The following is a 22,665-nucleotide window of genomic DNA, read 5'->3' as shown; positions in this document are numbered from 1 at the left end:
GTAAAAATAGAAAAGTAAATTGTATTTAGGGGATTAAACCTATTTTTGCACACGAAATTGAACAAGATTAACAATGAATTACGATTTCCGCGAGATTGAGGCCAAATGGCAGAAGTATTGGGCAGAAAACGAAACCTTTAAGGCATCCAACGATTCCGACAAACCTAAATTTTATGCATTGTCGATGTTTCCCTACCCGTCCGGTGCAGGCTTGCACGTAGGGCATCCGCTGGGTTACATAGCAACGGACATCTATTCACGTTACAAACGTCACAAGGGGTTCAATGTGTTGCATCCCATGGGCTACGATTCCTTCGGGTTGCCCGCAGAGCAATATGCCATTCAAACGGGTCAACACCCGGCCATTACTACGGAAAATAACATTAACCGGTACCGTGAGCAACTGGACCAGCTTGGTTTTTCTTTTGATTGGAGCCGCGAAGTGCGAACCTCAAATCCACAATATTATAAATGGACGCAATGGATTTTTATCCAATTGTTCAATGCGTGGTACAACAAGAAATCCGATAAAGCGGAAAGCATTGATAGTTTGATTTCCATTTTTGAAAAAGAAGGAAATGTTAATGTGGAAGCCGCTTGTGATGATGACACCCCAAGTTTTGATGCAGCGACCTGGAATGCGTATTCAGAAAAAGAAAAACAGGAAATCCTGTTAAATTATCGATTGACCTATTTGGCGGATACCGAAGTAAACTGGTGTCCTGCCTTGGGAACCGTTTTGGCCAATGATGAAATCGTAAACGGTGTTTCCGAGCGTGGAGGTCACCCCGTGGTCCGCAAAAAAATGACACAATGGAGTATGCGTATTACTGCGTATGCCCAACGTTTATTGGACGGATTGGATAAAATCGACTGGCCACAGCCGCTAAAGGATTCCCAAACCAATTGGATTGGACGCTCGGTTGGGGCATCCGTTACTTTTAATGTATTGGACGCTGAGCGTAGTCGAAGCGACCAAGAGGTGATTACGAATGACGATGTCACTTCGAGCGCAGTCGAGAAGCCTTACGAGATAGAAGTCTTCACCACTCGCCCAGATACTATTTTTGGGGTAAGTTTTATGACCTTGGCCCCGGAGCACGAGTTGGTGGCTAAAATCACTACGCCAGAACAAAAAGCTGAGGTGGAGGCTTATGTTGAAGCCACGGCAAAACGGTCCGAGCGCGACCGTATGGCCGATGTAAAAACCATTTCGGGGGTGTTCACGGGAGCATATGCAGAGCATCCGTTCACCAAGGAGCCCATTCCTATTTGGATTGGCGACTACGTACTGGCCAGCTATGGAACCGGTGCGGTGATGGCCGTGCCCTGTGGCGACCAACGTGACTACGATTTTGCAAAACATTACAATATAGATATCCCCAATATTTTTGAAGGGGTAGATATTTCCGAAGAGGCCTTTGCTGACAAAGAAACCACCGTCATTGCGAATTCTGATTTTCTAAACGGACTTTCCTACAAGGATGCGATGAAGAAAATTATTGCCGAATTGGAACGAATCGGACATGGCAAAGGCAAAGTGAATTATCGTTTGCGTGATGCCGTATTTAGCCGTCAGCGGTACTGGGGCGAACCCTTCCCAGTGTATTATGTGGATGGTATGCCACAGATGATCGATGAAAAATATTTGCCTTTGGAACTGCCCAAAGTGGAAAAATACCTCCCCACCGAAACAGGTGAGCCACCATTGGGCAATGCTACAGAATGGGCATGGGACGCGAAGAACAAAAAAGTAGTTTCCAATGACTTGATTGACCATAAAACTGTTTTTCCATTGGAATTGAATACCATGCCGGGTTGGGCAGGAAGTTCCCAATACTTTAATAGGTATATGGATCCGCGGAATGATGACGCTATTTTCTCTCCCGAAGCCATCAACTATTGGCAAGATGTGGACTTGTATATCGGAGGAAGCGAACACGCAACGGGCCACTTGTTGTATTCCCGTTTTTGGCAGAAGTTTATGTTCGATATGGGCTATGTGCCCAAAGATGAATTTGCCCAAAAGTTGATCAACCAAGGGATGATTACGGGGACGAGTGCGTTTATGCTTCGGAAGATTATTGATGTAAATGCAGTTGTTAAAAGTAATTCGGATATTGAAGAAATAACTTTTCAAGCAACAATAATTACTGATGAGGATTCAGTTCTAAAGTATGAAGAAGCGAAGCTTGAAAAAATTGCTAAAGAACAGTTTGATAAATTCCTTTTAGAAGAAGGTAAAAGTATTGAAGTACTTGAAATAAATTATGATACTTCCAATATGCACCTTTCAATAAGAGTACCTGTTGAATTAGTTAATGCTTCTGATGAATTGGATGTAGAAGCATTTGTTAATAGTCCCTATGGGAAAGATTATAAATATGCATTCTTTGATAGTAATAAAACCTATCGAGAAATCGAAAAAATGTCCAAATCCAAATACAATGTCGTCAACCCCGATGCCATTTGTGAGGAGTACGGGGCAGACTCGTTGCGTTTGTACGAAATGTTCTTGGGACCCTTGGAGCAATCCAAGCCTTGGAATACGGCGGGGATTACAGGAGTACATTCCTTCTTAAAGAAACTTTGGAAGTTGTATGCGCCATATACAAATGGGTCGCTGAGCGGAGCCGAAGCGGAACCCACTGCCGAAAATCTAAAAACCTTGCACAAAACCATCAAAAAGGTGGAAGAGGATATCGAGAACTTTTCGTTCAACACCTCTGTATCCACTTTTATGATCTGTGTTAACGAATTGACGGCGCAAAAATGTACCAGTAAAGCTATTCTGGAGCCATTGGCTATTCTGGTGTCACCTTATGCGCCACATATAGCCGAAGAGCTGTGGAGTCGTTTGGGACATACGGAATCTATTGCGGAAGCGCCTTTCCCGAAGTTTGAGGAAAAGTATTTGGTGGAAAGCAGCAAGGAATATCCGATATCCTTTAATGGGAAAATGCGTTTCAAATTGGAATTACCGTTGGATATGGGCAAGGATGAGATTGAAGCTGCCGTTTTGGCCCACGAAAAAACAAAAGAGCAACTACAGGGTCGTGAGCCTAAAAAGGTAATCGTAGTGCCTGGCAAGATTGTGAATATTGTCGGTTAATCCGAAACATCGTTGCTGTCATTCCGAACTTGATTCGGAATCTCATACTATTAAATCAGTTTTATGGGAACCTGAATCAAGTTCAGGTTGACGAAAACGTCACCCTTTTATAAAATCAGTACGAATCTTATAGAAATACCCTAAAAAAGCATGCCACTCGACATGCTTTTTTATTTTCAGAACCATTTAGGTATAAAAAATAGGGGTTCACATATTAATAAACAGTAAAAAAGAATAGTTGACCCCTATTTAAATAGGGTATATATGTTAAAAAATAACTTTTTTAACCATTGACCCCTGTATTTTATCGAATTTTTGCGTTTTAATTTGATTTTTTTGTTCAACTTTGGCCCATCAACCATTAAAAGCAACAAAATGACTGTTGGAATACCTAAAGAAATCAAGAACAACGAGAGTCGGGTCGGCATGACGCCTGCCGGGGTCTTTGAATTGGTCAAGAACAACCACACCGTGTATGTGCAATCGGGTGCTGGCGAAGGAAGTGGTTTTTTTAACCAGGATTACCAACAGGCAGGGGCCACTATTTTGGATACCATTGGCCAGGTGTATGCCATGAGCGATATGATCGTAAAGGTGAAAGAACCCATTGCGGAGGAGTACCATTTGATTCAGGAAGGGCAAATTGTGTTTACCTACTTTCATTTTGCTTCCAGCGAGGCCTTGACCAAGGCTATGATCAGGAGTAAATCCATCTGTATTGCTTATGAAACCGTTGAGGACGAAGACGGTACATTACCATTGCTAACTCCAATGTCCGAAGTTGCCGGTAGAATGGCGATACAACAGGGCGCCAAATATTTGGAGAAGCCCGTAAAAGGCAAAGGTGTGCTTTTGGGCGGAGTACCTGGGGTGTCCCCTGGGCGAGTTTTGGTCCTTGGTGCTGGTACGGTTGGCATTCAGGCTGCTAAAATGGCAGCAGGGTTAGGGGCGCAGGTCACGATTTTGGATGTGAACATGAAACGTCTCAGATATGTCAACGATATTATGCCCAGCCATGTGATCACTGGTTTTTCCAACGAATTCAATATCAGAAAATATATCAAAACACACGACTTGATCATTGGTGGAGTCCTGTTGAAAGGAGCAAAAGCACCCAACTTAATTACTAGGGACATGCTCAAGGACATGCATCCGGGAACCGTAATCGTTGATGTGGCGGTAGATCAGGGCGGATGTGTGGAAACCACTAAACCAACCACCCATGAAGATCCCATCTATATAATTGATGATGTGGTCCATTACTGTGTAGCCAATATGCCAGGGGCAGTGCCTTATACTTCTACTGTTGCCTTGACGAATGTAACACTGCCCTATGTGCTAAAATTGGCGAACATGGGATGGCGAAGTGCCTGTAAATTGGACAAATCCTTGGAAAAGGGATTGAATGTGGTAGAAGGTGAGGTAGTGTACAAAGAAATTGCCGAAACCTTTCAATTGGAACCTGTGATGGCATGATCTACTAACATTTTGACAGCAAAATTACCCCGACCCTATTTGGCGGGGTTTTTGCTTTTATGTAGTATATTAGTTTGTATAAAATGAAAAAGCTATGATGACATATTATATATTGATTGGTGGAATTGCCCTAGTGAGCTGGTTGGTAAGCAGCCGATTGAAAAGTAAGTTTAAGCAATATTCCAAGGTTCATTTGAGAAATGGCATGAGCGGTGCCGAAATCGCCCAAAAAATGCTCGATGACCATGGTATTCGGGATGTAAAGGTGATATCCACTCCCGGAATGCTAACCGACCATTACAATCCAAAGGATAAGACTGTAAACCTGAGTGAAGGAGTGTACAATCAGCGCAATGCAGCTGCTGCTGCAGTAGCGGCCCACGAATGCGGCCATGCTGTTCAACATGCACAAGCTTATGAGTGGTTGACCATGCGCTCCAAATTGGTGCCCGTGGTAAGCGTTACCTCCGGTATGTCGACATGGGTGGTATTTGGGGGTATTATGCTGATGGCCGCCACAGGCGTGGCAGGAGGCATCGGTTTTTACATCGCCGTAGCCGGATTGATCATGATGGGTTTTGCGACCTTGTTCAGTTTTGTGACCCTTCCTGTTGAATACGATGCCAGTAAAAGGGCCTTGGTATGGCTCAAGCAGAAGAACATGGTAAGCCAGCAAGAATATGCAGGCGCCGAAGACGCCCTAAAATGGGCCGCAAGAACCTATGTGGTTGCCGCTTTGGGTGCATTGGCTTCCCTGTTGTACTGGGCCGTTCAGGTCTTTGGTGGCAGGGATTAACAGCTAAATGAAATAAAATAAAAAGGGGCCAAGCGGCCCCTTTTTCTATACTTAATTTTGTGGTCTACTCAATCCAATTGGCAACTTGGTTATCGATCATTTGCAGGCCTACACCTTCGGTGCCGGTCACTTCGATCATATCCAAGATATCCCTGATGGTGTTTTCTTCTTCCACCTGCTCCATTACAAACCAATCCAAGAAGCGTTCTGTGGCAAAATCACCAATCTCCCTAGCTTTTTTTACGATGTTATGGATGGATTTGGTCACTTTCACCTCGTGCTCTAAGGTAGATTCAAAAACATCGACGATGGAGGAATAATCGTGATTGATGCCCTTAACCTCTGGAGAAATGGGGTTGCCACCCGTATCCACCAAAAAGTTAAAGATTTTCATCATGTGCTCACGTTCCTCCTCAGCTTGTTTGAAGAAGAATTTGGCGCTGGTGAAAAAACCGTTCTGTTCGCACCAAGAGGCCATGGCCAAATAGGTTGCCGAGGCGTGGGCCTCCATTTTTATCTGTCCGTTGAGCAAATCCATGGACTCCACTTTAATGCTCATACTTTGTCTTGCTATATCTTTCATAAATACTATGATTTTAATCCAATTATACTCTATAAAGGTACTGAATTTTAGGGGGTTTTAAAAATGAGCCCTTTGTTTTTAGGCGGTTTAAGACTCATTAAAAATAAAGGGTTATCCTTGTCTAGGAAACGGCCATTTCTGCAACATCGGCGGAAAGACCAAGGGATACAAAACTGTTGGACACCAATTTTTTCAAATCCAACACCTCCAAAGTGTTTAGAATGAACAGGTGTTCTTTATTGCACAGCATCAATACCTCGAAACCGTGTGCGTTGAGGTCGCTATCAAAGTGGCTTTCAATGTTGATGCTCATCACCTTATGGCGAAGCGAAAGAAGCTGACATAAGGACATACGTACTATTTTTTGACCAAAGTCAAGATAAAAACAGCGTTCGTCCACAGCTTGGTAGAGGGTGTAATATGTAGATTGAACTATTACATTCATGTGGACAAATGTAATGCTTATTTAGATTTAATACAAATATCAAATCCGTATTTGACGATCGATTTGTTGATCTAAAGAGATGAAGGTCTCTGTTCTTGAAACTCCTTCAATTTGCTGTATTTTTTTGTTGAGGACCTGCATTAAATGTTCGTTGTCCTGGCACAGTACTTTAATGAGGATGGACCAGTTTCCCGTGGTATAGTGGCATTCCAAGACCTCAGGGATTTCCTTGAGCTGCTTTACAGCCCTTGGGTTGGTCATAGCTTTATCCAGATAAATACCAATATAGGCCATGGTAGAGTAGCCCAACACTTTAGGGTTGATGACAAACTTTGACCCAGCGATAAGCCCCGAGCTTTCTAATTTGCGAAGCCGCTGGTGAATGGCCGCGCCAGAAATCCCAATGTTCCTCGCAATCTCCAAGATGGGCTTTCGCGCATCTTCCATCAGGTATCTTAGGATTTTCTTGTCAATACCATCTATTTTAACCGAATTGTTATTGTTTTTCACAATATGGATGTTGATTTGAAGTCAAAGGTATAGAAAAACTTTCAGTTGACTATCCTGCAACAGAGTCAGGATTATAGCCCAAATAGGGTTTGTCATATTCCTTAAAACTGATGCCATAGTTTTTCAACTCTTTTAAAATAGGTCCGTACACCTCTTTCAAGATGGGTATTTGTACCCCTGGGGTGGTTATTTTTCCATTAAGGATGAGCAACGTGGCCATGGCTACCGGCAATCCAACCGTTTTGGACATAGCGGTGTAGGCGCGGTTCTCTCCAATCACGACCATGTTGGCATCTATCTGCTTCTTTTTACCGTTCAGTTCGTAGCCGAATTTGTGGTACATCACGATCATATCCTTTTCATCCTCTTTCAGGGTCCAGCTATCTTCCAAAATGTATTGGAGCATCTGGGCAGGTGTCGCATTTTTTAATGGGATTTTTTTGGATGGATTAAAAAGGTCCAGCTCCAACAGTTTTCCCCACATAATGTCATCTTGGTCAATTTTAAGGTAATGTCGCATTTTAAGTTCTACGGAATCGGTAGGGGAATAGGGCAAAAAGAGGTTGACGAATTCACGGTACGACATCCCTTCCGAATTTTCAATGGAGTAGCTGTCATCCGTCATCCCCAAAATCACGAACATTTGCCACGCTTTGGAAAAGCCGACGCGCCTCATCGTACCACGGAATAGGGTCAATGCATCTTCTAACCCGTAGGCCTCACGATATTTTAGCGAATCTCGGTTGGCATAGGCCTCAAAAGTGCCGTATCCTTCAATATCCATAAACTCAGTTCTCCTAAAGAGCTTTTGGTAAGGAATATACTTGTAAGTGCCCTCCTGAATAAACTTCGCCGCCCCTCCTTGGCCAGCCAAGACAACATTCCGAGGGTTCCAGGTAAATTTGTAGTGCCATAGATTAGTGTCGCTTTGCGGAGCAACCAATCCACCTGTAAAGGATTCGAACAACAACATTTTTCCACCCGCATCACGAATCCGGTCAATGACTTCCATTGCACTCATGTGGTCGATACCGGGATCAAGACCGATTTCGTTCATAAAAACTAGTCCTTTTTTCTTGACATCCTCGTCCAATGCCCGCAATTGGTCGCTGACATAGGAAGCGGTAATAAAATGCTTTTCAAACTCCAAGCAGTCTTGTGCGACATTGATGTGTAGACTGGCGGGGAGCATCGAAACCACAATGGAGGCTTCGGAAACCGCTTTCTTGCGCTCGGTCTCGTTGAAAATATCCAATTGAAAGACCGTACAGTTGGGATGCGAAGCAAATTTATCGGGAATGTTCTCCGGGTGAAGATCCCCGATATTGAGGTGAATCTGTTCTTCCGCTGATTTTTCAAGGAGATAATCCAAGAGGTAAGAGGTTGATTTGCCTGCTCCAACAACTAAAATAGTACGGGCCATGTGTTTTGTTTACTTTTGATATTCGGGACACTAAGGTATTAAAATGTTATATCTCTAAAAAAATAGCATGTTAAAGTTATGAACAGAACAATTTTGTTGACGGGAACGGTATTCGGTTTGTTGGCCATTGGTTTGGGTGCTTTTGGTGCCCATGGATTGGAAAAATTGGTGGATGCGGAAGCTATCGACACTTTTGAAACTGGGGTGAAGTATCAAATGTATCACGCCCTGTTCCTTCTTTTTTTGGGAATGTGGGATGGTATGTCCAGTAAGCCAAAAAGGTACATTTATGGACTGGTTGTGGCAGGCGTGGTGCTGTTCTCCTTCTCAATTTACATTTTGGCATTGAACAGTTTAACGGCTTTTGACTTTAAAATCATAGGTTTTTTAACACCTATTGGAGGGGTTTTGCTGATCTTGGGTTGGATTTTATCGGGATATCACATTTTAACCAAGAAAACACTCAATTAAGCAAGATTTAAAAGGACGAAAAGCTATTATTTTCTAGCTTTGTACCAACATAAAAATCTAAACTATGAAGGATTCCACTTCAATTACGAAAACGATTTCGTTACACTCCTATGGAATAACCCATGACAATGTGAATTACCAGCTTTCCCCAGACGAATTACACGACATTACCATTGAAAAGGGAATGGGCCAAGAAGCTTCTTCCGGGGCCTTGGCAGTGAATACTGGTGAGTTTACAGGTAGGTCGCCCATGGACCGCTTCATTGTTAAGGACGATATAACTTCGGATAAGGTGTGGTGGGGAAACATCAACATTCCTTTTGAGAGCGAAAAGTTCGACCAACTGTACGATAAGGTCATTGCCTACCTCAATACCAAAGAATTGTATGTTCGGGATTCCTATGCCTGTGCCGATGCGGATTATAAGTTGAATATTCGGGTAATCAACGAGTATCCTTGGTCCAATATGTTTGCCTCTAACATGTTCCTGCGTCCTACGGAGGATGAGTTAGAGGATTTTGACCCGGAATGGACCGTGGTGAATACACCCGGCTTTATGGCCAATCCTGAAGAAGACGGAACCCGTCAGCATAATTTTGCCATCCTTAACTTTACCCGGAAAATCGCTTTGATCGGAGGAACAGGGTATACCGGCGAAATCAAAAAAGGTATTTTCTCCGCCTTGAACTTTATTCTTCCCGTTTATAAGAACACGCTGCCCATGCACTGTTCGGCCAATGTGGGCGAATCTGGCGATACTGCCATTTTCTTCGGTCTGTCCGGAACAGGAAAAACTACTTTGTCCACCGATCCAGACAGAAAATTGATCGGGGACGATGAACACGGCTGGACACCCAACAATACGGTTTTCAACTTTGAGGGAGGCTGCTACGCCAAGGTCATTGACCTTTCCCAAAAGAAGGAACCTGAAATCTACGGGGCCATCAAAAAAGGAGCTATTTTGGAAAATGTGGTCATGGACGACAAGGGTGTGGTCGATTACTCCGATACCTCCATCACACAAAATACAAGGGTGAGCTACCCCATCCACCATATTGAAAACATACAGTGGCCTTCCATTGGGGAGAACGTAAAGAATATTTTCTTTTTAACGGCGGATGCCTTCGGGGTACTACCTCCAATTTCCAAATTGACACCGGCCCAAGCCGCGTATCATTTTATTTCGGGATATACGGCGAAGGTTGCCGGTACGGAAGCTGGTGTGGTGGAACCGCAACCTTCCTTCTCGGCCTGTTTTGGCGCTCCCTTTATGCCTTTGCATCCTGCCAAATATGCCGAAATGCTGAGCAAGAAGATGAAGGAGTCAGGGGTCGATGTATGGTTGGTGAACACGGGTTGGACCGGTGGACCCTACGGTGTGGGCACCCGAATGAAGCTGAAATACACCCGTGCCATGATCAGTGCAGCACTTAGTGGCGAGCTGGGCCTTTACAATTATGAGAAATACCATATCCATTCCGTATTTGGGGTGGCGCAGCCAAGGGAATGTCCAGGTGTACCTACCCAGGTGCTTAGCCCAAGGGCAACGTGGAACAATGATGAAGCCTACTACAAAACTGCCTTTAAGCTGACCAATGCTTTTAGGGAAAACTTTAAAAAGTTTGAAGCTTACGCCAGTGAAGAGATCAGGCGGGGCGGACCACAACGATATGCCTTTTAAAAAACAAAGCCCCGTTCTCACGGGGCTTTTCTTTTATTCTTTTGTGCTGTGAACTATTTGTTCACACTGGTAATGTACTTCTGTAGAGCCATGGTCATGGAAGGTGTTTCGGGCGTTGGTGCCTGAATGTCAATCCGAAGGCCTGCATTGGTGGCTGCTTTTACCGTACTGTTGCCAAAAACGGCAATTCTAGTATCGTTCTGTTCAAAATCGGGGAAGTTCTTCATTAGGGATTCGATTCCTGAGGGACTAAAGAAGACCAAAATGTCATAATACACATTTCTTAGGTCCGACAGGTCGCTGATCACCGTTTTGTAGAATATACCGCGGGTCCAATTTACGCCGACCTCGTCCAACAATTCGGGGACGATGGGCTTTAGGGAATCAGAAGAAGGTAAAAGGAACTTTTCATCTTTATACTTCTTGATCAAGGGAATCAATTCGTTGAACGTTCTCTTCCCAACATAAATCTTTCTTTTTCTGTATACCACATATTTCTGTAAGTAGTAGGCCACCGCCTCCGACTGACAAAAATATTTCATGGAATCCGGAACTTTGAAGCGCATTTCCTCGGCAATTCTAAAGAAGTGATCCACGGAGTTTCGGCTCGTTAGGATGATTGCCGTAAAGTTGTTCAAGTCGATTTTCTGCTGTCTCACATTTTTGGCTTCTACGCCTTCAACGTGTATGAAAGGTCTAAAATCTACTTTTACTTTCTCCTTTTCAATTAATCTTGAATAGGGTGAGTTTTCGACTTTGGGTTCCGGTTGGGAAACCAAAATTGTTTTTACTTTCATAAGTTTTCAACCTTTAAAATAGCTTCCAATTAACACCAAGGGCGCAATTTCGAGTGCGCAAAGGTACAAAATAAAATACACAAAAAACGGGAAGAGTGCTTTTTGATGGTTCTTCAGCAGCTTTGTGATACCGATGCCATTAATCAAGAAAACCAGTGCCAAAACCACATAAATAGTGGTTTTTGAAAGGGGAGTAATGTAAATCAATAAAATATTGGCAACAGCGATGATGATGCCGCTATAATTGAGATACGAGATTTTACTGAAGACCACACTCCCAAAGAGCCCTAGGTTATTGAACACAAATCCGGTAAACATTTGAACCAGAAATTTAACCAATTCGAACAGGGCCAAAAACCCTAAAACAATGAGGTAGGAGAGGAACGAATTTGGAACCGGGGTGAGCTCAAAAGTTTGTAAAATAAGAAATAGGAAGAGTGATATATTGATGAGCTGGAATAGTGTCAAGAGCAAATGGAACCAATGTGAAAATTGTCCCTTTTTATTATGGAGTAGGATATACTTATCGTTGAAGGGAAGAATGATGAAATTGAGGAACTTTTTGTGGAAAAGATATTTGCCAAGTGCCAAAACAACCAGACCGACAAACAGTGTTAACGTCATCCAATCCAACGAAATGATTGTTTTTTCTATGGGTTCCATTATTCAATCTTAATCGGTTTGCCATTGAGACCAGCGGGAAGGTTGTTCTCCGAAATCCCAATCCTAAAGTACGAGGGATTTTCCATGGACGACAACGGCAACTGAAACGTATAGTGCAGCGTATCCTTGGATTTGAGGATAGCTGGTCGTGGTTCGGGGCTCATAACCTTTAATGGCAATCTTTGTTTCACCTGTTTGTGCTCGTTCGAGTACGAAATGGTAAACTTTAATTGCTCCAAGGGAACATCAAAAGGATAGGGATTATATACTTTTAATGCATACCCGATGCCTGCGCTTGGTTTCTCAACTATGCATTCCAACCTTCGATAGGATTGAAAATCATCGATAAAATTTCCATAAAAGATAGTACTGTCCAAATGCATATAACTCACCTCGCCTTTTTTAAGGTATTTGGAAACGTATAAAACCTTTTTGCCCCTTACCCGCTCTTCCGAACCATCAATGGAATACTGATTTTTTCGGTACATAAAATTGTTAAGGGAAATGGCAGGAACATCGGCATAAAACTCGTACATCGAGGCGCGACGATAGGAATTCTCAAAAATAATGGGCACCCCACCGGACTTTGTTTTGAGTTCACTGGTCCATTCCTTGTTGCCGTGGGTTTCAAAAAACATAGGAAACAAGGGATAATACACCATCCATGCCCGGGCATACAGCAAGAGCACCAAACTCACCAAACCTACACCATACATCCATTTTCGGCTTTTGGCATGCATTAATAGATGATTGAAGGCAATGATGGCCAACGGAATGGAGATAACAATGGCCCATTGTGCCTGTACCCGTCGGTTGAAGCTGGAGATAAAGAAGAAAATCAAAACCCCATATATCAAATACACTAAGGCTTTGGAAAACTTATCCGTGGCCCTAAACTTGAACAAGGCGCCATAGACCCAGTAAAACAATAGGCCTATAATCACGATGATGTTTAAAAAGTAGCCCAAGGTAAACTCGTCAAACGAATAGGGTTGGTTGGGACGCTCATATAAATGAAAGGTGATGGATACAAAATCATTTTGGTAGAGCCACACAAAGTGTGGAAGATAACACGCCAGTGCAATACCCACTGCCAACCAAGCTTTTTTATTGAGGACCAGTTTGTAATTGGACAGCAGCACGAAAAAGATGACCAAAACCGCATGGTACTTGCTGTACATAAGTGCCGCCATGACCACTCCCAATAGAAGCGCTGTTGCAATGCTCTCGTTGGCCAAAAAACGTTTGTACAACCAAAGGAAAAGGGCGGTAAAAAACAAGAGGGAGGTATCGGGAAGCGTCAAGAACCCATAAGCGTTCATTAAAGTGAAGGAGAATACCAATAGAAAAAAATGGATGACATATTCCTTCTTTTTGGGGTTGTCCACCATCAACCAGAGCAATACATAAGTGCCTGCCGATAGTATGCAACTCATTAGCCTTACGCCAAGTTCACCGTCAAAAAATATGCTGCTCAATCTGATCAAAAAAGCCACCATGGAAGGATGGTCAAAGTAGCCCCACGCCAACTCTTGGGCATAATACCAATAATAGGCTTCATCATAAATGAGCTCTGTTACGGATGCTTGAATCAAGTTAAGTACCAAAAGGACTGCTAAGAGCACATAAAAAAGTCTGGGAAACTTTTGTGACATTCAAGTGAGTTTTAAGCGGCAAAGTTACAAATATTGGGTTTGTTCCGAGCAAGCATGTGAACTGGAACTTGTGCGGGCAAGATAGAAAACCGTATTTTTGAATTTCTAATATAGCGCGAATGGCAGACGGCTTGGTCATTATACCCACATTCAACGAAATTGAAAACATCGAGGCCATTGTAAGAACGGTTTTCGACCTAAAAAAGGATTTTCATGTACTTGTAGTGGATGATAACTCTCCAGATGGTACCGCAGATGCTGTTCGTAAATTACAAGAGGAGTTTTCAGACCAGCTATTTTTGGAGGTGCGCAAGGAGAAATCAGGATTGGGCACGGCCTATATCCATGGATTTAAATGGGCCTTGGAAAAAGGATATGAGTACATTTTTGAGATGGACGCCGATTTTTCGCACCGTCCTGCCGACCTTTCCAGATTGCACCGCGCCTGTTTGAACGGGGCCGATGTGGCCGTGGGTTCCCGTTATAAAAAAGGGGTAAACGTGGTCAACTGGCCCTTGGCGCGTATTTTGCTCTCCTATGGTGCTTCGTTCTATGTAAAACTGATTACTGGGATGAAGGTCCACGATCCCACTGCGGGATTCGTTTGTTACCGAAGAAAGGTTTTGGAGACCATCAATTTGGACCATGTGCGGTTTATCGGATATGCTTTCCAAATAGAGATGAAGTACAGGGCCTACCTCAAAAAATTCAAAATTGAAGAGGTTTCGATTATTTTTACCGATCGGGTAAACGGAAAGTCAAAAATGAACTCCGCCATTATACGAGAGGCCGTTTTTGGGGTCATCGCCATGAAATTCAGAAGTATATTTTTTAAAAAGAGCTTTTAGTTATGTCAAGAATCCTGCTGAAAAATGCAAAGATTGTCAATGAAAACCGCATTTTCGAATCCGATGTATTGTTGGAGGGAGATTTTATTTCTCGAATAGATTCCGATATTTCAGATGCCAATGCCCAGGTCATCGATTTGGAAGGCGACCTTTTATTGCCGGGCGTCATCGATGATCAGGTCCATTTTAGGGAGCCCGGGCTTACCCATAAGGGCACCATCGCCACGGAGAGCCGAGCGGCCATTGCGGGGGGCATAACTACGTTTATGGAACAGCCCAATACCAACCCACAGACCACGACCATAGAAAAATTGGAGGAAAAATTTGCCATGGCGGCCAAAGATGCCTCGGCCAACTATTCCTTTTTGTTTGGGGGAACCAACGATAATTTGGAGGAATTAAAGCGACTGGACCGAAATGCCTGTTCCGGGGTAAAGTTGTTTTTAGGGTCTTCTACAGGAAATATGTTGGTGGATAACGAGGAGGTGTTGGAAAAGATTTTCAGTAATACCGAGATGGTCATTTCCACACATTGCGAAGACGAAGGTACCATTAGGGCCAATATGGAAAAGTACCAGGCCATGTACGGGGATGATATTCCCATAGAACTGCATCCCATCATCCGAAGTGCCGAAGCCTGCTATCTTTCATCGTCCAAAGCTATTGCCTTGGCGAAAAAAACAGGCGCCAGATTGCACGTGTTCCATTTGTCCACAGGAATAGAGACCGACTTGTTCACGAACGAAATCCCGCTGGAAAAGAAACAGATTACAGCTGAGGTATGCATACATCACTTGTGGTTTTCCGATGAGGATTATGCCACAAAAGGGACCCATATTAAATGGAACCCCGCCGTGAAGACCAAGACGGACAGGGAGCAACTGTGGAAAGCCCTTTTGGACGACCGCATTGATGTGATTGCGACCGACCATGCGCCCCATACCTTGGAAGAAAAAGATAATCCCTATACCAGTGCCCCATCGGGTGGACCTTTGGTCCAACATGCGCTTTTGGCCATGCTGCAAAAGGAAAAGGAAGGGGTCATCAGCTTGGAAAAAATGGTAGAAAAGATGTGCCATAACCCTGCAAAACTCTTTGATATTGACCGCAGGGGATATATCCGGGAGGGGTACTTTGCCGATTTGGTCCAAGTGGGCCGAAACGTTAAAAATGAGGTAACAAAAGCCAATCTTTTCTATAAATGTGGTTGGTCACCCTTTGAAGGTGTTACTTTTGAATCGGAAGTGAAACGTACTTTTGTGAATGGGCATTTGGCGTACGACAATGGTACCTTCAGTGACAAAAAACATGCGAAAAGATTGACCTTTAACAGGTAAATAATGAAGAAGGCGGTACTTGTCTATTTAAGTTTGATGGTTTTGGTTTCCTGTGCCGAGAAAGTAGTGGAGGAACCGGAAAACCTCATACCCCAAGATCAAATGATCGAAATATTATATGATCTGTCCATATTGAATGCGGCCAAATCCGGGGCCAAAAGAAAGTTTGATGATGCGCATATCGATGTCATGGGATTTATCTATAACAAGTACAGTATCGATAGTACCCAATTTGCCGAGAGTGACCTGTACTATGCTTCTTTGCCCTCTGAATACCAAAAGATCTATCAAAATGTTGAAGCGATGCTGAAACGGAAACAAGATACATTGGAGGCCATCAGCAAGCGTTTGAATGACAGTATTCGAGAGGCCGGGCTACAACGGCGTGATTCTTTGCAGTCCGTCAAGGAAAAAAGAGTGGGCAAAAAAAAGGTCGTTACCGATTCCCTGTAAACATTTGACAGCAGAACGCGATGGACTCGTCCATATCTTCAAAGGTAAAATTTAGTTGAGATTTGATTTTTTCGTTGCTGTAGTATTCCTCCTGATACAGTCCCTTTGCCACCGCTTTCGACAAGCGTCTTCTTTTGCCAAAAATGGTGCTTCGGACCCAATCCCAGCGCCAAAATAGTTCCAACCAAAACTTAGGAATTACTTTTTGAGGGGGTTCCACTCCCAATTGGCGCGCGATTTTCTTTAATAGGGTCGCGTAGCTCATATGTTGGTCGACCAAAATAAAACGCTCCGTTTGTATTTTGGAATCCATCAAACGCGTCATGGCCTTGATAACGTCGTTTACCGTTACAAAACCAGTTCCGCCAGGGATAACATATTTTTTTCCTTTGGAGGCATAGGAAAAAAAGCTGCCGCTTCCCGATTTCCAAAAGCCGGGCCCGATTACGACTCCAGGATTCACGATAACCACGGAGAGTCCTTCCTGTGATCCCCGCCACACTTCCAGCTCAGCATCATATTTGGTGATGCCGTATACCGTAGCGTTGGCATCGTTCCATTCGGTATCCTCGGTGACCTTAGCTTGTTTCAGGCTGGGACCAATAGCCGCAATGGAGCTCACATAGCACAGTTTTTTTACACCATATTTTAGGGATAGGTTTACGATATGGGCCGTGCCTTGAACATTGGTCTGTTTCAGAAGTTTGTAATCCTTCGGATCAAAAGAAATCAGGGCGGCACAGTGGTATACCTGCTCAACACCTTCAAATAGGGAGTCCAAACCGCCCAAAGCAGTAATGTCTCCCTGGACCCAATCAATTTGATCAACGAGTTGGGACGCATTGCCCGAATAATATCCAAAAACCTTGCGAACCTTGTCGATGGACTCCTTTGTCCTGAAGTTGCTTCTCACCTTGTTCCCATTTTTCAGCAGATGGAAAAGCAAGTGGGAACCGATAAGTCCAGTGCCTCCTGTAACCAAAATCATAAGGTAAAAGTACCTATTTGTTGCGGAAATATGGAGCAAAATGCCAACTTCATTTTATATTTGCAGCTATTCCAAAAAACCGATCATGACGAAGAATTTTGTTCAAGAACTGCAATGGAGGGGAATGGTGCACGATGTGATGCCAGGAGCCGAGGAACACCTAATGGAAGAAATGAGGGCCGCATACGTGGGTATCGACCCAACTGCCGATTCGTTGCACATTGGACATTTGGTGGGCGTAATGATGCTCAAGCATTTTCAATTGGCGGGCCATAAGCCTTATGCGCTTGTGGGCGGAGCCACTGGGATGATCGGTGATCCTTCGGGGAAATCCGCGGAGCGAAATCTTTTGGACGAAAAAACGCTTCGCCATAATGAAGAGGCTCTTAAAGGACAATTGAGCCGTTTTTTGGATTTTGAAAGCGGGGAGCCCAATGCGGCAGTTCTGGTGAACAATTACGATTGGATGAAAAACTTCTCGTTCTTGGCCTTTATCCGCGATGTGGGAAAACATATTACGGTCAATTATATGATGGCCAAGGATTCCGTGAAAAAGCGGTTGTCCTCCGATGCAAAGGAAGGGATGTCCTTCACCGAGTTTACCTATCAGTTGGTGCAGGGCTACGATTTTTTGTATCTCTACCAGAACCACGATTGTACCCTTCAGATGGGAGGTAGCGACCAATGGGGCAACATCACCACGGGAACGGAATTGATCAGACGGATTGGAGGAGGAAAAGGCTTTGCCCTAACCTGTCCGTTGATTACAAAGGCCGATGGGACCAAGTTCGGAAAAACCGAAGGAGGAAATATCTGGCTGGATGCGGAGCGTACCTCGCCCTATAAATTTTATCAGTATTGGTTGAACACTTCGGATGAGGATGCCGAAAAATACATCAAAATCTTCACGTTTTTGACCAAAGATGAGATAGAAGGCCTGGTGGAACAGCATAAAGAGGCACCGCATCAAAGGGCACTTCAAAAGAAATTGGCGGAAGAGGTGACCATTATGGTACATTCGGAGGAAGATTTGGAAAATGCCATTAAGGCTAGCAACATTTTGTTCGGTAAATCCACTTCCGAGGATTTGAAAAAATTGAACGAGAAGACTTTTTTAGATGTTTTTGATGGTGTTCCTCAAGCCACTATTTCCAAAGAAGAGCTTCAACCAGGCTTGGATATGATTGGGGCCTTGGCGGCAAAGACGGGGTTTTTGGGCTCCAATGGCGAGGCCAGGCGGGAGTTGAAACAAAATTCCATATCGGTCAACAAAGAAAAAGTAAAGGAAGATTATTTGATTACTTCGGCCGATTTGATCAATGATAAATTTGTGCTCTTGCAACGGGGGAAAAAGAACTACTTTGTGTTGGTAGTGGAGTAAAAACACAAAGAGGGTGTCTAAAAGTCGGTTTTGTTTTCGTCAACCTGAACTTGTTTCAGGTTCTCATAGTGCATTGCTTAACAATATGATGTATGATGAGATTCTGAAATAAACCTGTCTGCCGACAGGCAGGTTCAGAATAACGTATTTCAATACTTTCAGACACCCTCTTATTTTTATGTTAGAAATGTAATTCCATACCTGCCGCAAATCTCACTGACTTTGGCAAAATCTGGTGGTCCTGGTGGTAGATTGCCCAATTCGGCGAACATGAGCTCCAATCCTGCTGGAAAAACACTTAAAATGGTTTTACAATCTTGATCCCCGACCACTTTCCAGGTGTGTGGTACATTTTTGGGCGCAAATGCCAAATCACCTGCTTTTAAAATAGTAGTTTCATCGCCTACAGTAACTTCAAGCTCTCCTTCCAGCACTTTAAAGATTTCATCTTCGTTGGTGTGTACATGGGGAGGAATCATGGTTCCCGGCGGATTTACTTCCTCAATTAGGGTGAAAAGGCCATTGGTGTCTTCACTGGTTAGTTTAAAAGTTTGTTGGTCTCCGATAACGTTTACTTGTTTTCCTTCTCCTTTTCTTACGATTTTAGGCTTTAGATTGGTGCTTTCACTTTCTTCTTTAGTGGAAAAATGGGCAAAGGCTGGCAGTGATGCAAGTGCCGCAGCTGAAAGTGCTCCTCTTTTTAAAAATGCATTTCTATTCATTTTACGTTTGTTTGGTTATCCTTTCAAAATAGTTAAAAACGTTCAAAGAAGTACTCATTTACTACATAATAGGGTCTATTTCATGTATAGATGGTAGAAAAACCGCCCCTAAAACTTTACAGTACCATTAAATTACACCCTCGGATATCGGAATCATCAAAGCGTCCGAGGACTTCAAAACTATTGTCGGAATATGTTTTTCCTAAGTCTTGCGTGGCGATAAAGGAACACGAGTAAACATTGGCCAAATCGATGACGTTGATACCCCCGGTTTTTCCGTAGGCTTGGATGCTGAGGGGGTCCTCCGTATCACGAGTGATGATTTTCATCCAAGGGGGTGTTTGGAAAATCCCATTGCCCTTGGAGTAAGCTTGTGATAAGAGCTCGGTCATCCCATACTCGGAATGAATCCTATCAACACCCAACCCTTGGGTTAGGATATGATGGAGTTCTTCGCGAATGGGTTCCTTACGACGTCCCTTCATCCCTCCTGTCTCCATGACAGTCGTGTTGTTGAGTTTCATAGGGAATTGCTCGGCCAGATCCAGTAGAGCAAACGACACGCCTATCAAAAGGGTTTTGGTGTTTTTTTGCTCTAGGTCAAGCAATTTTTGGTGAAGTTCAGCGAGGTTGTGAAGGTAAAATCCGCTATCCGGGTGATTTGATCTTTTGATTAAATAGTCGACCATATAAATGAGCGAGGAACCTTCCCTTTCCAAATAGGAGGGCAACAATGCCAAAATGCAGATTTCTTCAGGGGTTTCATAAAAATGTTCAAAGGCCCTTAAAAAACTGTCTTCATATAGTTTAATGTCCGGTACTAAATGTTTGCTGGTCGTGCTTTGTGTGGTGCCGCTGCTCGTGAAAATGGTTTCGACTTCCTTTTGGGTGGAAAGCACGCGATGGGTCTTAAAGAAGGATATGGGCAAAAAAGGGATGTCGAGATAATGCGAAACGGTTTCAGGTCCTTTTTTTAGGTGCTGACAAAAGTCCTGATAGACTACATTGTTTTCAAACTGGAAACGAAAAACATCCAAGGCCAAATCGTTGAATTCACTTGCCTTTTCAATATTGAAAATACGATGGGTCTCAAACTGTTTCATCCTTGGGCAAAAGTACCCAAAAATAAAAAGGCCCTTTCGGAAAAGGGCCTTAAAAATGATGAAGTATGGTTTATTTGACGACCAGTTTTCTGGTCATGGTTTTTTTGCGTTCTGTTACTTGGAGTACGTAAACACCCGGCACCAATCGTGAAATGTCGAGAGTGTTAGTCGTGATTCGGCTGGTGAGCACCACTTCTCCAAATACATCATAGATCTTAATATCCTTTACACCGTTGGTTTCGGTGGTAATGTAAACTTCGTTCCCATAAGCGGGATTAGGGTACATTTTAAAACCCTGTAGCTCTTGTACCGGTTCGTTGTTCACGGTAACTAAATCTTGACCGAAAGAAAACAATGGTAAAGCCATAAGTAGTAATACAAAGTAGATTTTCTTCATATGCGCTGATTTGGGGTCTATGTGCAATATAAAAGTAAATCAACACGGCAATTTGAGCCATTTTATGTTGTGAAAACACTAAAATGGGTGGTAAAGCGTTGATTGTTGTGGTTTGGCTAAGGGGTGTGTAAGGAAAAAGTATGGAACTATTTCACAATGAGCTTTCTAGTCGCCACTTTGTTGTATTCGAACACGCGAAGAATATAGACCCCTTTGTCCAATTCGGAAAGGTTGAGTTCCTTGCCTAAAATGGTGGTTTGGAGAACTTGCGTTCCCAACACATCAAAAACCAAGATTTTTTTGGGAGCGTTAAGGGTGGTTTCTATGTAGACCTTACCTTGGGTAACCGGGTTGGGGTAGAGCTTAAACCCGTCAATATCTGCGTTGGACCTGGCGTTTTCCTGAGAAAACCCAAGGGTGCAGACAAATAATAACATGACAAGGTAAAGGTGCTTCATACGTTAATGGTTACAAAGGCTATGCCACAAATATATAAAAATTGGAATGCGAAAGCGGAACCTTTTGACAAATAGAGGTTTACTTTTCGATGAAATGCAAAAAAGAAGCCCCCGGAATGCCGGGGGCTTACAATATCTTATTTTGAAAGGATGATTAGTTGATACCTACGGTCCAACCAGCACCCCAAGTAGCAACATCGGTACCAGTACCATTCCCAACACCAGAGATAACGTCGGTTTCGTCAAAAATAGCTCCAGTATCGTTTTTCAAGGTTACGGTAACGTTGGTGAAAGTAACGTCTACAATGTTCAAAAGATCATCCAATACACCTTGACCCGTATCAGCGTCATCCAAGTCAAACGCTTCCTCGAAATCGATAACCAATACATTTGTGAAGGTACCTTGTGTTCCGGCACGCAATCTTACAGCTTCGCCAGCGTTATTGGGTCCACCTACCACAGTTACATTGGTTACGGTTGGGTTGGAGAAATAGCCTGCTTCATTGCTGAAGTCAGTATTGAAACCGTCACATTCAAAAGCTTTGTCGTTGATGGTACCTCCGTGTTGTACATATACATCTGTAAGTACCCCGGTAAATCCTTCGGTCCAGTCGATAGAGTCATCCTCAGCATTAACTACAACCAAGTGGCTAGCTTCAACTGTTCCACCAAAGAATTCGAATCCGTCATCAGAGCCTTCGTACACTTGCACATAGTCGATTAAGGTTCCGTTTCCTACAGCGTAAAGGGAAAGTCCGTTCAACTCGGCATTGCCATCAATGGCACCACCGGCATACTCTATACGCACATATCGGATAACTCCAGAATTATCTGCTGGAGTATTTCCGCCATAAGCCAAGGCACCAACTTCAGAGGTAGCGATATCAGTAGACCCATCAGGAGTCGAGTTGATAGGCGCTCTTCCCAAGATAACCAATCCACCCCAATCACCAGGTCCTGGATCGGAGCTGTTTGAAGTGAATACTATTGGATTTGCAGCAGTTCCGTTTGCATTGATTTGCGCCCCTTGCTGAATGGCAATATAGGCGTTTACTCCAATAGGCTCCACCTCTATGGTCATGCCAGCAGGAATAGTAAGGGTAGTTCCGTTTGCCATAAGTACTGGCCCGGTTACGGTGTAAGCGATGTCTGGATCTAATGTAAGATCTTGGGTGTACAACCCATTTAGGCTTACGGCAGTTACTTCTTCTCCACCACCACCGCTTGTGTTGTTGGTGGTATTGTTCGTTACACTGTTATCGGTGATAACAATATCTGAGGTATCGTCTGCTTCACAGGCAATGAACAAAGCAGCGGCTATACCTAAAAATAAAAACTTGTTTTTCATTTGTCAGAAATTTAGATA

The 22,665-nt window shown here is 43.5% G+C and carries 22 protein-coding genes; 9 read left to right on the top strand and 13 right to left on the bottom strand.

Annotated elements, in window-relative coordinates; translation table 11 throughout:
- Window positions 1–73 precede the first annotated feature (73 nt).
- The 3 genes from RBB12_RS01160 to RBB12_RS01150 all read left to right on the top strand — a co-directional run bounded on the left by RBB12_RS01160 (window position 74) and on the right by RBB12_RS01150 (window position 5,384).
- Window positions 74–3,112, top strand: coding sequence for a leucine--tRNA ligase (locus RBB12_RS01160; protein WP_306012466.1), 3,039 nt, complete (start codon window positions 74–76; stop codon window positions 3,110–3,112).
- Between the two features lie 375 nt (window positions 3,113–3,487).
- The gene (gene ald / locus RBB12_RS01155; protein ID WP_179382973.1) at window positions 3,488–4,588 is read left to right on the top strand and encodes an alanine dehydrogenase; all 1,101 of its coding nucleotides are present in this window, start codon (window positions 3,488–3,490) and stop codon (window positions 4,586–4,588) included.
- Between the two features lie 94 nt (window positions 4,589–4,682).
- On the top strand, window positions 4,683–5,384 hold the full coding sequence (locus tag RBB12_RS01150; protein ID WP_179382972.1) for a zinc metallopeptidase: 702 nt from the start codon (window positions 4,683–4,685) through the stop codon (window positions 5,382–5,384).
- 64 nt (window positions 5,385–5,448) lie between these two features.
- Here the strand turns inward: RBB12_RS01150 and RBB12_RS01145 are convergent, their stop codons facing one another.
- The 4 genes from RBB12_RS01145 to RBB12_RS01130 form a co-directional block, all read right to left on the bottom strand.
- Complete coding sequence (locus RBB12_RS01145) at window positions 5,449–5,967, bottom strand: ferritin (RefSeq protein ID WP_306012465.1); 519 nt, start codon at window positions 5,965–5,967, stop codon at window positions 5,449–5,451.
- A gap of 121 nt (window positions 5,968–6,088) precedes the next feature.
- Window positions 6,089–6,319 (bottom strand): hypothetical protein, encoded by a 231-nt coding sequence (locus RBB12_RS01140; RefSeq protein WP_293280618.1) that lies wholly within the window; start codon window positions 6,317–6,319, stop codon window positions 6,089–6,091.
- Between the two features lie 132 nt (window positions 6,320–6,451).
- Window positions 6,452–6,922, bottom strand: coding sequence for an Lrp/AsnC ligand binding domain-containing protein (locus RBB12_RS01135; protein WP_179382970.1), 471 nt, complete (start codon window positions 6,920–6,922; stop codon window positions 6,452–6,454).
- A 49-nt stretch (window positions 6,923–6,971) separates the two neighbouring features.
- Window positions 6,972–8,345, bottom strand: coding sequence for a saccharopine dehydrogenase family protein (locus tag RBB12_RS01130; protein ID WP_306012464.1), 1,374 nt, complete (start codon window positions 8,343–8,345; stop codon window positions 6,972–6,974).
- Between the two features lie 78 nt (window positions 8,346–8,423).
- Between RBB12_RS01130 and RBB12_RS01125 the strand changes: the two genes are divergently transcribed.
- Window positions 8,424–8,816, top strand: a complete 393-nt coding sequence (locus tag RBB12_RS01125; protein WP_306012463.1) for a DUF423 domain-containing protein — start codon at window positions 8,424–8,426, stop codon at window positions 8,814–8,816.
- 64 nt (window positions 8,817–8,880) lie between these two features.
- The gene (gene pckA / locus RBB12_RS01120; RefSeq protein WP_306012462.1) at window positions 8,881–10,497 is read left to right on the top strand and encodes a phosphoenolpyruvate carboxykinase (ATP); all 1,617 of its coding nucleotides are present in this window, start codon (window positions 8,881–8,883) and stop codon (window positions 10,495–10,497) included.
- 53 nt (window positions 10,498–10,550) lie between these two features.
- Here pckA and RBB12_RS01115 read toward each other — a convergent pair whose 3' ends face one another.
- From RBB12_RS01115 to RBB12_RS01105, 3 genes are read right to left on the bottom strand one after another with little or no spacing between them, the layout of a single operon-like run.
- Window positions 10,551–11,294 (bottom strand): uroporphyrinogen-III synthase, encoded by a 744-nt coding sequence (locus RBB12_RS01115; RefSeq protein ID WP_179382966.1) that lies wholly within the window; start codon window positions 11,292–11,294, stop codon window positions 10,551–10,553.
- A gap of 6 nt (window positions 11,295–11,300) precedes the next feature.
- On the bottom strand, window positions 11,301–11,957 hold the full coding sequence (locus RBB12_RS01110) for a DUF4271 domain-containing protein (RefSeq protein ID WP_306012461.1): 657 nt from the start codon (window positions 11,955–11,957) through the stop codon (window positions 11,301–11,303).
- Window positions 11,957–13,612 (bottom strand): glycosyltransferase family 39 protein, encoded by a 1,656-nt coding sequence (locus tag RBB12_RS01105; RefSeq protein WP_306012460.1) that lies wholly within the window; start codon window positions 13,610–13,612, stop codon window positions 11,957–11,959. Before RBB12_RS01105 ends, RBB12_RS01110 begins: the two co-directional genes overlap by 1 nt.
- A 119-nt stretch (window positions 13,613–13,731) precedes the next feature.
- Here RBB12_RS01105 and RBB12_RS01100 point away from each other — a divergent pair, with 119 nt between their 5' ends.
- From RBB12_RS01100 to RBB12_RS01090, 3 genes are read left to right on the top strand one after another with little or no spacing between them, the layout of a single operon-like run.
- Complete coding sequence (locus tag RBB12_RS01100; RefSeq protein ID WP_179382963.1) at window positions 13,732–14,460, top strand: polyprenol monophosphomannose synthase; 729 nt, start codon at window positions 13,732–13,734, stop codon at window positions 14,458–14,460.
- A gap of 2 nt (window positions 14,461–14,462) precedes the next feature.
- Entirely contained in the window at window positions 14,463–15,797 is a 1,335-nt protein-coding gene (locus RBB12_RS01095) for a dihydroorotase (RefSeq protein WP_306012459.1), read from the top strand.
- A gap of 3 nt (window positions 15,798–15,800) precedes the next feature.
- The gene (locus RBB12_RS01090; protein WP_306012458.1) at window positions 15,801–16,250 is read left to right on the top strand and encodes a DUF4296 domain-containing protein; all 450 of its coding nucleotides are present in this window, start codon (window positions 15,801–15,803) and stop codon (window positions 16,248–16,250) included.
- On the opposite strand, the gene RBB12_RS01085 is transcribed toward RBB12_RS01090, so the two are convergent.
- The gene (locus RBB12_RS01085; RefSeq protein ID WP_306012457.1) at window positions 16,234–17,238 is read right to left on the bottom strand and encodes an NAD-dependent epimerase/dehydratase family protein; all 1,005 of its coding nucleotides are present in this window, start codon (window positions 17,236–17,238) and stop codon (window positions 16,234–16,236) included. The two genes, RBB12_RS01090 and RBB12_RS01085, sit on opposite strands and share 17 nt — an antisense overlap.
- Before the next feature lie 85 nt (window positions 17,239–17,323).
- On the opposite strand from RBB12_RS01085, the gene tyrS reads away from it, so the two are divergent.
- Entirely contained in the window at window positions 17,324–18,619 is a 1,296-nt protein-coding gene (gene tyrS, locus RBB12_RS01080; protein ID WP_306012456.1) for a tyrosine--tRNA ligase, read from the top strand.
- Window positions 18,620–18,795: 176 nt separating this feature from the next.
- Here tyrS and RBB12_RS01075 read toward each other — a convergent pair whose 3' ends face one another.
- The 5 genes from RBB12_RS01075 to RBB12_RS01055 all read right to left on the bottom strand — a co-directional run bounded on the left by RBB12_RS01075 (window position 18,796) and on the right by RBB12_RS01055 (window position 22,647).
- A complete protein-coding gene (locus tag RBB12_RS01075; RefSeq protein ID WP_306012455.1) occupies window positions 18,796–19,341 on the bottom strand; it encodes a quercetin 2,3-dioxygenase in 546 nt (181 codons plus the stop codon).
- Between the two features lie 116 nt (window positions 19,342–19,457).
- Complete coding sequence (locus RBB12_RS01070) at window positions 19,458–20,444, bottom strand: acyl transferase (RefSeq protein WP_306012454.1); 987 nt, start codon at window positions 20,442–20,444, stop codon at window positions 19,458–19,460.
- A 70-nt stretch (window positions 20,445–20,514) separates the two neighbouring features.
- The gene (locus tag RBB12_RS01065) at window positions 20,515–20,841 is read right to left on the bottom strand and encodes a T9SS type A sorting domain-containing protein (protein WP_179382956.1); all 327 of its coding nucleotides are present in this window, start codon (window positions 20,839–20,841) and stop codon (window positions 20,515–20,517) included.
- A 146-nt stretch (window positions 20,842–20,987) separates the two neighbouring features.
- Window positions 20,988–21,299, bottom strand: a complete 312-nt coding sequence (locus RBB12_RS01060) for a T9SS type A sorting domain-containing protein (protein WP_179382955.1) — start codon at window positions 21,297–21,299, stop codon at window positions 20,988–20,990.
- 154 nt (window positions 21,300–21,453) lie between these two features.
- Window positions 21,454–22,647 carry a multidrug transporter gene (locus tag RBB12_RS01055; RefSeq protein ID WP_293280591.1) on the bottom strand — a complete coding sequence of 398 codons (1,194 nt, stop codon included), beginning with the start codon at window positions 22,645–22,647 and terminating at the stop codon, window positions 21,454–21,456.
- Window positions 22,648–22,665: the final 18 nt, after the last annotated feature.

Source organism: Allomuricauda sp. MMSF_3307, assembly GCF_030733585.1.
GTDB lineage: Bacteria > Bacteroidota > Bacteroidia > Flavobacteriales > Flavobacteriaceae > Flagellimonas.
This window is presented reverse-complemented; position numbering and strand designations above follow the sequence as displayed.

Coding starts and splice junctions, on each gene's coding strand:
- RBB12_RS01160 (WP_306012466.1), top strand. CDS start 74: ATGAATTACGATTTCCGCGAGATTGAGGCCAAATGGCAGAAGTATTGG.
- ald (WP_179382973.1), top strand. CDS start 3,488: ATGACTGTTGGAATACCTAAAGAAATCAAGAACAACGAGAGTCGGGTC.
- RBB12_RS01150 (WP_179382972.1), top strand. CDS start 4,683: ATGATGACATATTATATATTGATTGGTGGAATTGCCCTAGTGAGCTGG.
- RBB12_RS01145 (WP_306012465.1), bottom strand. CDS start 5,967: ATGAAAGATATAGCAAGACAAAGTATGAGCATTAAAGTGGAGTCCATG.
- RBB12_RS01140 (WP_293280618.1), bottom strand. CDS start 6,319: ATGTCCTTATGTCAGCTTCTTTCGCTTCGCCATAAGGTGATGAGCATC.
- RBB12_RS01130 (WP_306012464.1), bottom strand. CDS start 8,345: ATGGCCCGTACTATTTTAGTTGTTGGAGCAGGCAAATCAACCTCTTAC.
- RBB12_RS01125 (WP_306012463.1), top strand. CDS start 8,424: ATGAACAGAACAATTTTGTTGACGGGAACGGTATTCGGTTTGTTGGCC.
- pckA (WP_306012462.1), top strand. CDS start 8,881: ATGAAGGATTCCACTTCAATTACGAAAACGATTTCGTTACACTCCTAT.
- RBB12_RS01115 (WP_179382966.1), bottom strand. CDS start 11,294: ATGAAAGTAAAAACAATTTTGGTTTCCCAACCGGAACCCAAAGTCGAA.
- RBB12_RS01110 (WP_306012461.1), bottom strand. CDS start 11,957: ATGGAACCCATAGAAAAAACAATCATTTCGTTGGATTGGATGACGTTA.
- RBB12_RS01105 (WP_306012460.1), bottom strand. CDS start 13,612: ATGTCACAAAAGTTTCCCAGACTTTTTTATGTGCTCTTAGCAGTCCTT.
- RBB12_RS01100 (WP_179382963.1), top strand. CDS start 13,732: ATGGCAGACGGCTTGGTCATTATACCCACATTCAACGAAATTGAAAAC.
- RBB12_RS01095 (WP_306012459.1), top strand. CDS start 14,463: ATGTCAAGAATCCTGCTGAAAAATGCAAAGATTGTCAATGAAAACCGC.
- RBB12_RS01090 (WP_306012458.1), top strand. CDS start 15,801: ATGAAGAAGGCGGTACTTGTCTATTTAAGTTTGATGGTTTTGGTTTCC.
- RBB12_RS01085 (WP_306012457.1), bottom strand. CDS start 17,238: ATGATTTTGGTTACAGGAGGCACTGGACTTATCGGTTCCCACTTGCTT.
- tyrS (WP_306012456.1), top strand. CDS start 17,324: ATGACGAAGAATTTTGTTCAAGAACTGCAATGGAGGGGAATGGTGCAC.
- RBB12_RS01075 (WP_306012455.1), bottom strand. CDS start 19,341: ATGAATAGAAATGCATTTTTAAAAAGAGGAGCACTTTCAGCTGCGGCA.
- RBB12_RS01070 (WP_306012454.1), bottom strand. CDS start 20,444: ATGAAACAGTTTGAGACCCATCGTATTTTCAATATTGAAAAGGCAAGT.
- RBB12_RS01065 (WP_179382956.1), bottom strand. CDS start 20,841: ATGAAGAAAATCTACTTTGTATTACTACTTATGGCTTTACCATTGTTT.
- RBB12_RS01060 (WP_179382955.1), bottom strand. CDS start 21,299: ATGAAGCACCTTTACCTTGTCATGTTATTATTTGTCTGCACCCTTGGG.
- RBB12_RS01055 (WP_293280591.1), bottom strand. CDS start 22,647: ATGAAAAACAAGTTTTTATTTTTAGGTATAGCCGCTGCTTTGTTCATT.